The following is a 14,188-nucleotide window of genomic DNA, read 5'->3' as shown; positions in this document are numbered from 1 at the left end:
CCTCACACACGTCGTTTCTGTCTGTGCGGCTGAACCCCTGCGGCTATCTCCATGAGAATCTCCGCAAATTCCTTGGGATTCGAATAGAACGGCGCATGGTGTCCCGGACAGCGGTAGACGGTATCGGCGCGTGCGGCCATCTCTTCCGCGACAGTTCCGGTGATGGAGAGGTCCCCGCTTGGAATGACGTAGCTGTTCGCCACATCGCGCCAGCCAGCACGCGTCACCGTCTCGAAATCGGCACGTACGGTCTGCGGAACCAGGCGAGAGCTCGCCTCCGCGGTCTCCGGGTTCGTTGGATCTCCGTCGTAGAAAGCGGCGGGCAGATTGAGATCCGGGTTCTCCGGGAATCGCAATCCCGCCAGAGAATCCGGAACGGGAACCCCGTGCGTCTGGAACATGCCTTCACCGACGTCGAGCATGTAGGCCGCGACGTACACGGCGTGCACGACGTTGGATACCCCCGCGATGGCCTCGGTGACCGGCACACCGCCGTACGAGTGCGCCACGACGATCACCGGACCGGCGATGCCGTCAAGCGCGTCCACAATGATCTGGGCGTCGTCGTACATCCCGGGGAGGGGCTCAGTCGGCGCTTCCTCCTCCACGGCGCTGGCCAGACTGACCGTGCGGCTTGTCCAACCATGATCCTTCAGGACGCCCTGCAGCCTCTCCCAGATCCACGGCCCGTGATTGCCTCCGGGCACGAGAAGGAACGTGGGACGGTCATCGACTTCCGGCAAGACAGCCTCCTCATTCGGACAAAAACCAGTGTGGGATCGACGTGAAGTGCGACAGGCACGCGTCGCCCGCCACACGCAGCCGCAGGACGCGGTGGCTGCTCGAACATCCCGAGCAGTTCCCTGACCTGGGAGGCTGGCAAAAACCATACCATCTGTCTAAACATCCTGTATGGAAAGCTGTCCGGAGCTAGCGTGGGCGCTGTTGGTCACGGGCGGTGGCGGGAATCGAACCCGCACCACAGCTTGGGTTCAAGCGGAAACTGACCCTCAGCGGCCCTGACCTGCTGCTGTGACTGTCCGCGAGCGACCCCTATGGGGTCGTACTCCTAGACGTGGCCGTGGTGAACACGTCGATGTTCTTGAGGTGTAGCGCCAGTACCGGGAAGTCCCCGTACGGTGCGCGGCTTCAACACCGCCTCGGCGCCGGCCAGACCCACCATGTTCCTCAAGGGCCGGTCTCAGTCAGCGTGCCTCGTCAGGACGGCAGGAAGACCGCGGTCGCCTCGTCGGCGAGTGCGGCGGACTGCGGAGCGTCCGGATCGGTCTGTGCCAGGAGCAACAGTCCGAGGATGGCCGCGTAGGCGACCCGCGCTCGAGACGCCGCCCGGTCCGGCCGCAGGCCGAGCTCCCCGTAGGTGCGAGCCAGGAGTTCCAGCCGGGCCTGGTTCACCTGGCGGACCGCGTCCCTGACCCGGGGTCGTTGCGGTCGCCGAGCAGGCTCAGGTGCACCGACGGCGCCTGTGGCTGGACGACTGTACGACCGTGGTGAGCAGCTCGCGCAGCCGCCGTGCCGGATCGGCGATCGCGGCGAATTCGGCGAGTCCCTCTTCGCCGTGACTTCGCGCCCACTCCGCGAGTGCCGCCGCGATCAGCTCGTCCATGTCGAGCCCATCACCTCCGACCTGATGCCCGGCTGCGGGGCCTACCGGCTGTGGGGCCGGGATGAGCGGCCCACGTTCCCGGACGACGGCTCGCCGCGCCGCGCCGCGGCGTGGTACCCGCCCCGAGATGGATCGCGCTTCATGATCAACACGATCCCGCCGGGTGAGCTGATCCCGCCTTCATGTGCCGGTGGCCCGGCGGGGCCGGGCTCAACGTTGATGCGTTTGTCGCGAAGGCATCGCGTGTGGACGCAAGATCATGAGCGAGCTTTCCAAGGTCGCCACCATGGCGAAGGGAAACCGGTCGACCTCGAGGCAGAGCGCGACGTCATCAGGATGGGTTCCTTGACGCACCCCCTCCGCCAGTTCGGTGGCGGCACGCGACTCGGCGGCGCGGCGGAGGAACTCGGCGGCATCCGTCCCAGCCTCGGTGGCTCTCCGAGCGATGTACTCGGCACACGCCAGATCTTCGTCGGCCTGCCCATCCTCGCCAGTGATCACGAAGGTGACACTGTCACTCTCGCGCGTCCGCAAGAGGCGAGCCGTTGCCTCAGCCACCACGAAGCTCGCGCACAGGACCAGCGAGGCCTCCTTGACCGCAAGGGCGCCGACCGTCCCTGCCGTGGTCTTCTGCACAACGGTCCGTCCGCCGAGGTCAATGGACCGCAGCAGGCCCGGTGAATTGACGATGTCGAACCCGGGCGCGGGCGGACCATCTTTGAGTGCCACCCAGTCCGGGTGGCGAGCCTTGAGCGCCAGAGCTTCGTCCAGCGACTCAGCAAGAACGATCTTCTCCGCCCCCTGAGCAAAGGCCCAGGCAGCCACGGTGAACGCACGCATGACGTCGACCACGACCGCCACGGACGGGGTCTCGACCAACTCAAAGATGCCAAGAAAACGAGAGTCCATTTCGATCATGATCGCACGTCCGGCCCGAAGCACCCCAGAGAGTGGTACACGTCATGGCGTTCAAGCCGGCCGTGGGTGTCTGAGTTCGGTCGCACTTCTCCAAAAGAATTGGACCGGCTGCTGCTCGGGCTAGTAGTTTGCCGTTGACTGCGACACCGCCCGAGGAGGTGAGACCCATGAACGCTGCATCGAAGTGGGTGCTCCTCCTTCCCGTCACGGTCGGGCGATTGACGTAGGTGTCGCCGGGAGCGCCTTGACAACCAGGCACTCCCGAAAGGCAACACCTATGCACTCTCAGCAGGTCACCGCCGAGTCGCCGTCGAACGACCGGGTCGAGCGCGACTCCACGGTCGGCGAGGTCCCCGGAGTTCTCTGGTCGCCGGCCTCCGGCGCCGATCGCGCGCCCCTCACCTTCGATGTGATCATCGCCGGGTGCGGGCCGACCGGTGCGATGCTGGCCGCCGAACTGCGGCTGCACGATGTGCGGGTACTCGTTCTGGAGAAGAAGACCGAGCCCGCGTCGTTCGTCCGCATCGTCGGTCTGCATATTCGCAGTCTCGAGCTGATGGCGATGCGTGGACTGCTCGATCGCATTCTCCAGCATGGAAGACGGCGTCCGGCCGGCGGTTTCTTCGCCGCGATCGCCAAACCCGCGCCCGAGGGCCTGGACTCCGCGCACGCCTATTTGCTGGGCATCCCGCAGCCGGTCATCGAAAACCTCCTCGAAGAACATGCGATCGAACGGGGCGCGCAGGTCCGGCGCGGTTGTGCGGTGGCCGGTTTCGAGCAGGATGCCGAAGGTGTGACCGTCGAGCTGGCCGACGGGGAACGGCTACGTTCGCGCTATCTCGTCGGCTGTGACGGCGCGCGCAGTACGGTGCGCAAACTGCTCGGCGTCGGCTTCCCGGGCGAGCCTTCGCGGAACGAGACGCTGATGGGCGAAATGGAAGTGGGTGTGCCGCAGGAGGAGATCGCCGCCAAGGTGGCCGAAATCAGCGAGACCCACAAGCGATTCTGGCTCAGGCCCTTCGGCGCAGGGGTCTACAGCGTCGTCGTCCCCGCCGCGGGAGTCAGCGATCGTACGGGAGCGCCCACCCTCGAGGATTTCAAACAACAGTTGCGTACCATCGCCGGAACCGATTTCGGCGTGCACTCCCCGCGCTGGCTGTCCCGCTTCGGGGATGCCACCCGGCTGGCCGAACGTTATCGGGTCGGGCGGGTACTGCTGGCCGGCGATGCGGCGCACATCCATCCACCCATCGGCGGACAGGGCCTCAACCTGGGTGTCCAGGACGCATTCAACCTCGGCTGGAAACTGGCCGCGCAGATCCGCGGCTGGGCGCCGGAGACATTGCTGGACACCTACCAGGCCGAACGTCATCCGGTCGCCGAGGACGTGCTGGACAACACCCGCGCCCAGATGGAACTGCTGTCCACCGAACCGGGCCCCCAGGCCGTACGCAGGCTGCTCGCCGAACTGATGGACTTCGACGAGGTGAACCGCTATCTGATCGAGAAGATCGCCGCGATCGGCATCCGCTACGACTTCGGCGAGGGCCCTGACCTGCTCGGCCGCCGCCTGCGCGACATCGACGTGAAGCAGGGCCGCCTCTACGGTCTGCTGCATCACGGCCGCGGTCTGCTGCTGGACCGCACCGAACGCCTGACCGTCGGCGGCTGGTCGGACCGGGTCGACTACCTCGCGGATCCCGCTGCGGTACTGGATGTTCCGTGCCTCTTGCTACGCCCCGACGGCCACGTCGCCTGGATCGGCGACGATCAGCAGGACCTCGACGACCACCTCTCCCGCTGGTTCGGCAAGCCCGGCAACTGATTTCGCCCGAGCCGTGATTGCGAGAACTGGCTCGTGATCACGGCGTCCGCCGGCGCCATCGGGCAATCCGTTGCGCGATCCCCGGAATCCGCAGGGCGCAGCAGAAGTTCGTAATTTTTCCAAACAAATTACTGAAAATTCCCGCCAACTCCGGATTAACCTTGCCAGAGCTACGCCCGGCAACGGCGCATCGGGCATCGAAGGGGATTTCAATGCGGAAAACGCTGACGGCGGCCGGACTGGCCGTGGTGATGCTGAGCGCTGGGGCCGTACCTGCCGTCGCCGCGAGCGCGCCGCGCTGGCGCACCTCGTACGTCAGCAAGGACACCGGCTACGACAACTTCGTTCTCGACTCCGTCGCCGCCGTCGGCAAGAACGACGCCTGGGCCGTCGGGTCGAGGCAGCAGGGGCCGAGCACCAGCGGCGCGGTCCTGCACTGGAACGGCTCGAAGTGGAAGGAGGTCAAGATTCCCGGCAGTACGGGATCCTTCCAGGTCGTCGGCGGCTCGTCGTCGAAGAACGTCTGGGTCCTCGGCTTCACCACCAACGGCGCCACCGCTGCGTGGCACTGGAACGGGAAGGCCTGGACCTCCGTCTCCACCGGCTACCGCGCCAGCGGCGTCGCGGTCCTGAGCGCGAACGACGCCTGGGCCGTCGGGGGCGACGAGTCCGGCAAGGGCACCGGCCTGCATTGGGACGGCAAGAAGTGGCGCACGGTGCCGATGCCGCTCACGGCGTACAGGGTCAGCGGCGTTTCCAGTAACGACGTGTGGGCCGTCGGCGAGGGGACGAACAACCAGCCGTACGCCGCGCACTGGAACGGCAAGAAGTGGACGGCGGCGAAGCTGCCCAAGGTGTCGGTGCCCAAGGGCGACAGCGGTTTCGCGAACTTCGTCGACGTCACCGCGGTGTCGAAGAACAACGTGTGGGCGGCCGGCCGCTTCTACTACATCGCACCCGGTAAGGCCGGTCACAACCGGACCCTTCTCATGCACTGGAACGGCAAGAAGTGGAGCCCCGTCGTCGGTACGCACGAGACCTACGCCCTGAACATCACCTCCGACGGCGCCGGCGGCATCTGGTACACGACCTTCCACCAGTCGTACGTCCACCGTACGAAGAGTGGGCAGGTCACGACCTACGCGGCGCCAAAGCCGTACGGCCGGGACGAGATCGACCTCCGGGACCTCGACTTCGTGCCCGGAGGAGGCGGGAAGGTACTCGCGGTCGGCGAGGTCGCGCCCACCTCCGGCGACCAGTCCTGGGACGCCATCGCCCAGCAGTACGGCCACTGAGCACACACGGCGGGGCCGGCGCAGCCGGGGACGATCACCTCACTCCATACTCGGGTCAGTCGTCTTAGTGATCTCCCGTCTGGAAGGTTCGCTCAGGCGATCGGGATCTTTGGGTGATGTCCGCGCCGATCGAGTTGGTCTGATCGGTGATTGCGCTTGCCGCGGACCGGTCTGGCTCTGCTGAGGCTCGCCGCGGCTTGGGAGTGGCGCCGACACGCCCGACAGCCACGCGAATCGGGAAGGCGCCGACAGTGATGGTGGCGATCACGGTGTTCGTCGCGGTGTCGATCACCGACACCGTGTTCGCGCCATTGTTGGTGACGTAGACGCGAGTCCCGCCAGGGCTGACCGCCACACCAGCCGGGACGCTGCCGACCCCGATGGTGTCGATCACGGTGTTGGTCGCCGTGTTGATCACCGACACTGTGTTCGAGGCGCTGTTGGTGACGTACGCACGGGTCCCGCGTGGATTGAATGCCACATCAACCGGTGCGCCGCCGACGGTGATCGTATCGATCACCGTGTTCGTCGCGGTGTCGATCACCGACACCGTGTTCGCGTTGAAGTTGGTGACGTAGGCCAGTGTCCGCTGTTGCACGACGGTCACGGCCTTGGGCGCCGTACGCGGGGCGGCACCGGCGACATAACCCGGCATCGGCCGTTGGGAACCGGCCTGAGCTGGGGCGGGCGAGGCCAGCATCGTCACCAGCCCCGCCATTGCCACTACAACCGCCAGCGCCCACCGGATAGGCGACGGCCGACCCCCAGGCCGAAGCTGCCCGAGAAGCTGGAATGGCGACTCTCCTCTATTTTTTGGACAAACGAGCCATGAGAAACCTCTGTCGGAGCTTGGAGAATAAAAAGGCTTCCTTCTCCTACCCGACAGAGCTTCGCCGCGGTCGACCCAGAAATGCACGCACCAAAAATTTGGCCCCAGCATCGAGATTGATCGTCATATAAACGACAAACAGAGCATCGTCAGGACGTCGGCCCAGGTCACGGCAGACGGACGATTGTTCGCATCCACGTATCCGGCTATCGGGGAAATCGCCACGATGGACCCGGACATCGGCGAGCATCATCTGACGGCTGCGCCGGCCCCGTCGCAGCCGCCCCCTTGCCGGGGCGCCCAGCCGCGCTCATGAGGGCGACTACCGTGCGCCCTCGTCACGCGCCGGCCTGCACATCTGGCCACGTCAGCGCATGAACCGGCGATAATGGGACGTCATGGGCTCCGTACCACCGGCGCGCCACCTGCTGCGCGCCAAGGATCTAGCCGACGCGCGGTACTTCGAGGAGCTGACCGTCGCGGACCTCGCCCGCGCCGCCGGGCTGTCGCGTGCCCACTTCAGCCAGGAGTTCCGCCGCGTGTTCGGCGAGTCCCCGCACGCGTACCTGCTGACACGCCGCCTGGAACGCGCCGCGGCACTGCTGCGCACCACGGACCGGTCGGTCGCCGACATCTGTGTGTCCGTCGGCCTGCAAAGTGTCGGCTCGTTCACCACCAGCTTCACCCGTACGTACGGGATGTCGCCGACGGTGTATCGCGCAGCGACCCCGCCCGCCGCCACGTACGCGATGGTTCCGGCGTGCGTGCTGCGGGTGTTCGGGCGCCCTCGCAACGCCCCGGCCACCCCGCGCCGACCGACCTCACGGTGAAACCGGACGTTTCGAGAAGACGCCGCAGTGCCCCCTGGCTAGCTTTGAACGCAACATAACCCGTTCTAGCTGGGAGAACTCCACATGATCAAGATCAGCACCGTACAGCTTTGGGTGCACGACCAGGACGCGGCGCTCGAGTTCTACACCCGCAAAGTCGGCATGGAGGTGCGCGCCGACGTGACCATGGCCGAGATGAGCGGCTTCCGCTGGCTCGCCGTCGGCCTGGTCGGCCAGCCCGACATCGCCATCACGCTGGTCGCGATTCCTGACGCGCCGGTCATGGACACCGAAACCGCCGATCAGGTACGCGGCCTCATGGCCAAGGGCTTGGCCGGAACCATCTTCATGACCACCGACGACGTCCACACGACGTACAAGGAACTCCTCGACCGGGGCGTCGAGTTCGTCGAGGAGCCCACCAAGCAGCCGTACGGCATCGAGACCTCCTTCCGTGACCCGTCCGGCAATCACATCCGGCTGGCTCAGCTCGGTTAGCGCGCACTCGCTTGGACGTGATGGGTCGGGCTTGGCCCTCGACAGCAGGGCGCCCAGGAGATCTGTCCGCGAGTAACCGCTGTGACCCTTGATCACCGGTGGGTGGTGCACCACCCACTAGGAGCGGTCGCGCCCGGCCAAGACCTGGTTTTCATTGAGCGGCCGGTCAGGTTCTGCCATGTTGAGGCCGGAACCCTGGAAACCGTCTGTTTCATGATCGAGAGGCCCCATGAGCGCCAGTCCACGCGACGTCTTCCTCCGCCTCGTCCATGGTGTGGCCGAAGGTCGCTTCAACGAGTTGCCGGACTTGTACGCCGAGGTCACCGACGTCCGGCACCCGATGGCGATGCCCGAGGCCGAGCCGTTGACGACTCGGCCCGCACTTCAAGAACACTTCACGGTGCCGCCGGAGGCCCAGGCGTCGATTCCCAAGAGGCGGGTCGTTGATGTCGTTGTCCACGAGACCACAGATCCCGAGGTGATCGTCGCCGAGTTCGCCTATGAGTTCTCGATGCCGGACGGTTCGGCGACCAAGGTCCCCTGCGTCTTCGTCATGCGCATCCGGGATGGAGAGATCGTCGAATCACGCGACTACATCGACCAGATCCGCTCGCACCAAGCACGCGATGACATTGACGCCCTGGTAGCCGTACTCCGGGCGGACAGGTCCGCATAGAACCCGGTAGCCCGAATGAACCCGAAGGCACCGTGGAGGCGGCTGGGGGCGGAGCCCCTCACATCGAGGGTTCCGAGGGTCCCCCAGGCCGGCACTGAGCAGGTGACGGGAACCGAGCCCGCCTTACCAGCTTGGGAAGCGTAGGGAACTTGCCCGTCACGAGCACTGGCCTGCACATCGATGTACGCGCCACTGACCGCTATAGACCCTTGATCCACCGGGGTTGATGGCCCGCCAATGGCCCGTCACCGTATGTGACCCCAAGCCATAGGTTGGTGCGGATGCATGTCCTTGATGATCCTTCTGTGTCGGCGCGGGTCCGCAGCTTCCTGGCTGCCTACGGAAGGCGTGCCTATCAGTCCATGTCGGCCGAGCGGGTGAAGTCGTTGGCCTGCACCTTCGGTGGGGAGGTCAACGAGAGCCCGGCTCCAGCTGAGGTGGTCGCCGCCATGGTTGCGTTCGAGGAGCGATACGGCGGGCTTGAAACGCGCCTGCCAGACCGCAACCCGACGGAGTATGGCCTAGACGGCGAGGCCAGGGCGCAATGGACGCCTTACGGCTGGGCGTTCACCGCGATCCTCGATGGCCCACAGACGTGGCCCGTGGACGTTCTGATCGACGGCCGGACCGCGATGGCCATGCCTCGCGCGCCATATCGGATCATCAACAGTAGCGTCGAGCAGCGGCTTGAGAGCGATGCGTTGAAGGCTGCGGTGAGGTCCTGGCGGCACCGGGCGCTCACGGCGACTGCCGAGCGGCTCGCCATACCTGCGGTTGCGAACAAGCTCCTACCTCCCCGTGTGGCCGAGGCGACGGGGCCGGCGGATCTGTGGTGGTCCGACGACCAGATCGCCGTACACCTCCGCCTTTTCAACTGGTGGCGAGGGCGCTCGGAGCACGCGCCAGATCGTGACACATGGACCGTACGCTGTTTCACTCGCGACCCGACCACGCTGGACGAGGCAATAGCGGCTGTACGGGCCGGGTTCAGCGGTTTGGCCACACCCGAGGAGACCTGGTGCTCTCTATGCGGCCGATTCGTACCGCCTGGCCAGTCATGCCCACCCGGCGAACGGTGACGGTCAATTCAATAACCTCTCGCCCAGCGCGCAGTTCCCGTGTCGGATCATCCCCCTTGACCTCCTTCCCACCCAGCGCGAAACGGGCAAGGCCCCAGGGGCGAAAGGTAGAGCTCCCAGCTGGACGGTGTCGGGCTATCTGCGAGTGACCGTGGGCCCCTTGATCACCCACGCTGTCAGCCTGGGGAGCCGGCGCCGCTGATCGCCGTTGACCTGCGCTATCGCTGATCTGCACCTTCTTGGTGTCGTCCCCGTTAGTGACCGTGATCGTCCGCTCTGACGGGCACGTAACGGGCCCGGCCGTGCCGCTTGACTCCCAGTTGTGGCGGTCACACTTGAGAGGCTGACCGCCCATCGTGATCGATCAACTCCGCCATCCGAATCAAGCGGCGGACGTATACCGCACCCTCGTCACGCAGGCGGGGAAGCATCCTTCGAAGATCGCGAGCACCCTCTTTGAGGATGCGGGACCGCTCCTCGCTCACCGCGCCGCGGCTTTTCACGTAGTTCGAGACACATCCAGCCATCGCGCCGTCAGTCTCGGCCATGTCACCATCACGGTCGTCCACCCAGTAGAGACCATCCGGCCACGGTGCACCGAGATGTTCAGCCCACAGCACCGCGACCTCGTCAAAGATCGCCTTGTTCACGCAGCCGAGACTACTGATGCGATCGCCCCATCTGAGGGACACACAATGGTCACGCATCCGGTTCCGGGGGCCGGTACCGCATCTCGGGCCGAGTGTGCTCCTGACCTGCGGTCCGGCGTTCTTACATCAACGTGTTGTTGCGGAAGGGCTGTTCCGCGCATATTCCGCAACGCCGATCCCATTGGTCCGGGGCATTCGTCGGCGCTTGATCAACGAGCGCGGGCAGTGGTGATGTCCGCCGTCGAAGCGGCACCCCTCAGTCCGATGAGGAGTAACCGGGGAGGCGTAGACGGCTGTCCCGCGTCCACCGTAGAGAGCGAGGGCCGGAGCGACGAGCCAGGGTCGAGACGTTCTTCACGTCATCGCCCAACTATTACCCGATCAGCCATGTCGGAAGCGCCGAATCGATCCGTGAGGTGTCGATGGGGTATCTGACCTTCATCACCGACACGATTTCTTCCACCGACGTCTTCTGCAGGAAGCCGAATGTCTTTGATGTAGTCGGCCCAGCCGGGCTATATTCCGGGTAATCAGCGTGGCTGAGTACCAAGTGCCGGCCTAGTGTGTCACGGGCGCCGACGCTGAGCATGACATGCTCCATTCCGTCGATGATGACCACATGCCCAGCGGGGATGTCCGGCCCGCCGACCCCGGTCGCCGGATCGATCGTGAACCTGGTGCGTTCACCCGGAGCAAGGTAATCTTCGATCACTTTCCAATAGGCCAATTTCGCGCCAAGTTCATCACCCTCCGCTCGATAGCTGATATATGCCGCGGCGGTAGCCTTCGTGTGCAACCGATCCAGCGCCTGCTTGTCGACAGCATGCGCACGATGCGCCATGACGAAAAGAGCCTCAAAGCAGTTGCACGTGCTGTCCGGCCCGAGCTCTGGCCCGGTGCCTTTGATCCACCGAGCGAAGTCATTGATATGGCCCCTATTGTTGATCTCGCCGATCCGCCAGCCCGTACGCGGATCGGGTCCGCTGTTACCCCGCCATCGCAACTTGCCGATCAGGTCGTGACCCTCCTCCAGAATCCGGTCCGACAGTGCCAGCATCTTGGGGCTGACAGCCTGGACTTTCGGGAGACCCGAACGCGCAACATCCAGGAACTTCTCCACGGGCTTGAAGAGGCCCAGCTGCTCCGCGCCGTGGGCGGCTTCTCCTACGAAACTCACCGAGGTCTGGCCTCCACGCCTTGCTCGACGGAAACATCGCATATCGAATACGGTCGCTAGCAGCCTAGCCAGACACCTAAGAAGAAGATCAGCGGTTAGAAGATAGGCGCTGAGCTTATCTTTCTGTGCGCCACGAGCGCACAATGTGAGGTTGTCGTGTAGACGGGCCTGAGTCCCCTTATGCGGGCGTTCCCGGATCCCTTCGCCTCCCGCGCCAAAGCGGAACGCGTTCTCTTCCAGTTCACTGCCAGGACCTCGACCTGGAGAACGCCACCGTCCCCTCCGGGTGGCGTATACGGAGCAGGACAACGGCACCATGGTCCTCGGACCGCCTAAGGCCCGCGCCGGTGTCCGTACAGCCGAACGCTCTCGTCTTCAGAGGCATCAAGGGCGGACCGCTGCGGCGAAGCAACTTCAACAAGACCACTCGAGGGGGCTTTCATCTTGCGCGGCCGAAGGGATTCGGACCCCGAGCCTCCTGATCCGTAGCAAGTCGGGAGCGTTCACAGCCGTCCAGTTCCGTCCCCTGACCTGCCGCCGGACCTCTGCGTCGTCCCGATCCGTCCACACCGCTCCAGGGCCGTCGTTAGCAAAACCCATCGCGCGGCGAGACGCTCCGGTATCCAATGGCAAACGGACCCGCAGCGCGGGGGCCGGCCACGGCCCGAGCAGCGGAAGCCGTGCGGCAGCGATCGACCCCAGCCACGACGGACGGCGACCACGACGGCGATCGTCTTGAGCGCTCGCCGCCGGAATGACCCTCTAGATCCGAACTGCACGCAGTCCCCGGCCTCTACGATCCCAACCCTGCCGAGAAATGCGAGGGGCCTGACCGCGCTCCCGCGGCAGGCCCCTCCTGCTGAGAAATGGCGCGTGAGCGAACTAGTGGTGCCCGCCGTGGCCGCCGCCCCAGTGGCCGCCGCCCCAGTGGCCGCCACCCCAGTGACCGCCACCCCAGCCGCCGTGGTTCCAACCGTTCCCGCCGTAGTTGTAGCCGGGGTAGTACGTGACCGGCGGGTAGTAAGTCGTCGGCGGGTAGTACGGGTCGGGCAGATAGCTGTTACACCAGGCCGGCGGGACGAAGCCGGGCACGATGGACACACATTCCGCCGGAATGTCCGAGACTGATGACGGGCTGGCAGCAAGACGGTCCGCGTGAGCGGGGCCGCCGAGCAGGACGATGCCTGTGGCCGCCCCTGCCAGGATCCCTGTTGCGGTGAGCTTCTTGAGCATTGATTTCCCCCAAAATCGTGATCTGCGTAACCTCGATCACAGCGCTACGACTCAAGAGGTATCCCACATACCGATCAGTGACACCGGCCAACCTCGACCCTTGAATAATTCGTAATGCTAAGTACCTGATACATGCGTATACGTGCTGGTATTTCCGCGCGACGAGCCGCGGAGCGCCCCCGGCATGCAGCGGTCGGTCACCGGTAGGACGTCCGGTACGAGCGCCAGAAGACACCCAGAAGCGACAGCCCAACCGCCGGCGGCTTTACAGAGGGTCGGTGACCTGGAGTTCACAGTCGGGCTGACCTCGGAGGATAGTGACTCCGCGGCATGCTCCTCCTCGCTCATCCCGCGCATATCCCGCGCCAGCCGATGCACTCGCTGCGAGTGGGACGCCCACAGCGAAGTCCGGTCGCACTGGTGCGGGGCATGGCGTCAGAGGTTCTTCTAGAGCCCGGGGTGTCGATAGAGGGAAAGCCTCGAACGGACAGCAACCCGCGGGGGGCGTGGGGGGCGGAGCCCCTCACATCGGGGGTTCCGGGGGTCGCCCCCCGGGCCGGCACTGAGCGGGTGACGGGAATCGAACCCGCACTACCAGCTTGGGAATCAAATGGAAACCGAACCTCAACGGCCCTGACCTGCGGCTGCGACTGCCCGTGAGTGACCCCTATTGACCCCTGTTCACCCTGGCTAATTGCACGCTAACTGCACGCGCTTGGGCTAGCGGACGACGCTGAACTGCGAGGTCGTTCGTGTTATCGAGAGCAGCATCGACATCTACCACGGAGCCGACCGAGGACTGCGGGCGATAGCTGAGTCCTTCGGAACCCGTTTTTTACTTGCTCGGCAAAACGGCTGGTTGCCCGAATGCCTCCTGGTCGCGAACTTCCCACCACGATCGGGTCGACGTCTTCCGGCCTCCATGCTCGACGGCCCGTTAGCCGGTGCACCACCCATACTGGTGCACGTGGCCGACACCAACGATGGCAGAGAAGCGGCGGTGCTCTTGGCGGGGCGGGCCGATGAGCTAGCGCGTGTCTCAGGTCGCCAGAGGTGGCGTGACCTACTGCGCTGGATCAGTCGTGGTCGGCTTGGTCGCCGACGTGGCTGGCCGGTCGTCCCGCGGCTGAATGCGCCATGGCAGGACACGGTTTCCCCCGAGAGGGCTGGATGGCGACAACGCGCGGCCAATCTCGACGGCGAGTTCGCATTTGCGGTCGACTACGTGCTCTGCCGCCGGTGCAACCTCGGTTGGGTTGAGAGCCCTTACACGCTGCCGGAGTACACCCGATGCGGGCTGGCCGGCGCTGGTCTCGCTGCGATCCGGGCCAATCATCCTAGGCTGGCTTGGCACACCCTCGGCGGACACTTTCGTGACTCGATACCGTTCTGGGCAGCGGTAAGCGTCAATGTGCCGGGGGGTTACCAGCAGATGCAACTATGCCTACACCTAAAGGGCCTATAGCTCTTAGCCGGGACAAAGCGCAGGGCCAGCCACGACCTAGGCGCCGGAGAGCCGCGCGTGCGCCGGTCTTCGCAACCGTGCACGTCGAG

Annotated in this window: 14 protein-coding genes; 6 read left to right on the top strand and 8 right to left on the bottom strand. The window is 65.2% G+C overall.

What is annotated here, in order from left to right; all coding sequences use genetic code 11:
• Positions 1-2: 2 nt before the first annotated feature.
• The 4 genes from FB559_RS17060 to FB559_RS17045 form a co-directional block, all read right to left on the bottom strand.
• The gene (locus FB559_RS17060; protein WP_185792260.1) at positions 3-743 is read right to left on the bottom strand and encodes an alpha/beta fold hydrolase; all 741 of its coding nucleotides are present in this window, start codon (positions 741-743) and stop codon (positions 3-5) included.
• A gap of 475 nt (positions 744-1,218) precedes the next feature.
• The gene (locus FB559_RS44670; RefSeq protein ID WP_221640057.1) at positions 1,219-1,413 is read right to left on the bottom strand and encodes a hypothetical protein; all 195 of its coding nucleotides are present in this window, start codon (positions 1,411-1,413) and stop codon (positions 1,219-1,221) included.
• Positions 1,414-1,462: 49 nt separating this feature from the next.
• On the bottom strand, positions 1,463-1,624 hold the full coding sequence (locus FB559_RS44665) for a hypothetical protein (RefSeq protein ID WP_221640056.1): 162 nt from the start codon (positions 1,622-1,624) through the stop codon (positions 1,463-1,465).
• Between the two features lie 210 nt (positions 1,625-1,834).
• A complete protein-coding gene (locus FB559_RS17045; protein WP_221640055.1) occupies positions 1,835-2,542 on the bottom strand; it encodes a 2-phosphosulfolactate phosphatase in 708 nt (235 codons plus the stop codon).
• Positions 2,543-2,819: 277 nt separating this feature from the next.
• On the opposite strand from FB559_RS17045, the gene rox reads away from it, so the two are divergent.
• Both rox and FB559_RS17035 read left to right on the top strand, forming a co-directional pair.
• Entirely contained in the window at positions 2,820-4,367 is a 1,548-nt protein-coding gene (gene rox, locus FB559_RS17040; RefSeq protein WP_141956531.1) for a rifampin monooxygenase, read from the top strand.
• Between the two features lie 212 nt (positions 4,368-4,579).
• The gene (locus FB559_RS17035; RefSeq protein WP_141956530.1) at positions 4,580-5,662 is read left to right on the top strand and encodes a hypothetical protein; all 1,083 of its coding nucleotides are present in this window, start codon (positions 4,580-4,582) and stop codon (positions 5,660-5,662) included.
• A gap of 64 nt (positions 5,663-5,726) precedes the next feature.
• Here the strand turns inward: FB559_RS17035 and FB559_RS17030 are convergent, their stop codons facing one another.
• Positions 5,727-6,380, bottom strand: a complete 654-nt coding sequence (locus tag FB559_RS17030) for a YncE family protein (RefSeq protein WP_246121681.1) — start codon at positions 6,378-6,380, stop codon at positions 5,727-5,729.
• A gap of 509 nt (positions 6,381-6,889) precedes the next feature.
• Here FB559_RS17030 and FB559_RS17025 point away from each other — a divergent pair.
• The 4 genes from FB559_RS17025 (at position 6,890) to FB559_RS17010 (ending at position 9,574) form a co-directional block, all read left to right on the top strand.
• Positions 6,890-7,321 carry a helix-turn-helix transcriptional regulator gene (locus FB559_RS17025; RefSeq protein ID WP_141956528.1) on the top strand — a complete coding sequence of 144 codons (432 nt, stop codon included), beginning with the start codon at positions 6,890-6,892 and terminating at the stop codon, positions 7,319-7,321.
• Between the two features lie 84 nt (positions 7,322-7,405).
• A complete protein-coding gene (locus FB559_RS17020; RefSeq protein WP_141956527.1) occupies positions 7,406-7,819 on the top strand; it encodes a VOC family protein in 414 nt (137 codons plus the stop codon).
• Positions 7,820-8,048: 229 nt separating this feature from the next.
• Complete coding sequence (locus tag FB559_RS17015; RefSeq protein WP_141956526.1) at positions 8,049-8,495, top strand: nuclear transport factor 2 family protein; 447 nt, start codon at positions 8,049-8,051, stop codon at positions 8,493-8,495.
• 281 nt (positions 8,496-8,776) lie between these two features.
• Complete coding sequence (locus FB559_RS17010) at positions 8,777-9,574, top strand: hypothetical protein (protein ID WP_141956525.1); 798 nt, start codon at positions 8,777-8,779, stop codon at positions 9,572-9,574.
• A 329-nt stretch (positions 9,575-9,903) separates the two neighbouring features.
• On the opposite strand, the gene FB559_RS17005 is transcribed toward FB559_RS17010, so the two are convergent.
• The 3 genes from FB559_RS17005 to FB559_RS16995 all read right to left on the bottom strand — a co-directional run bounded on the left by FB559_RS17005 (position 9,904) and on the right by FB559_RS16995 (position 12,502).
• A complete protein-coding gene (locus tag FB559_RS17005; protein ID WP_141956524.1) occupies positions 9,904-10,224 on the bottom strand; it encodes a hypothetical protein in 321 nt (106 codons plus the stop codon).
• Positions 10,225-10,597: 373 nt separating this feature from the next.
• A complete protein-coding gene (locus FB559_RS17000; protein WP_141956523.1) occupies positions 10,598-11,401 on the bottom strand; it encodes a hypothetical protein in 804 nt (267 codons plus the stop codon).
• A gap of 882 nt (positions 11,402-12,283) precedes the next feature.
• Positions 12,284-12,502 carry a hypothetical protein gene (locus FB559_RS16995; RefSeq protein WP_141956522.1) on the bottom strand — a complete coding sequence of 73 codons (219 nt, stop codon included), beginning with the start codon at positions 12,500-12,502 and terminating at the stop codon, positions 12,284-12,286.
• Between the last annotated feature and the right edge of the window lie 1,686 nt (positions 12,503-14,188).

Origin of the sequence: Actinoallomurus bryophytorum (assembly GCF_006716425.1) — a bacterium.
Classification (GTDB): Bacteria; Actinomycetota; Actinomycetes; order Streptosporangiales; family Streptosporangiaceae; genus Actinoallomurus; species Actinoallomurus bryophytorum.
Note: the sequence above shows the minus strand (reverse complement) of the source record. Positions and strands in the feature narration are given on the sequence as shown.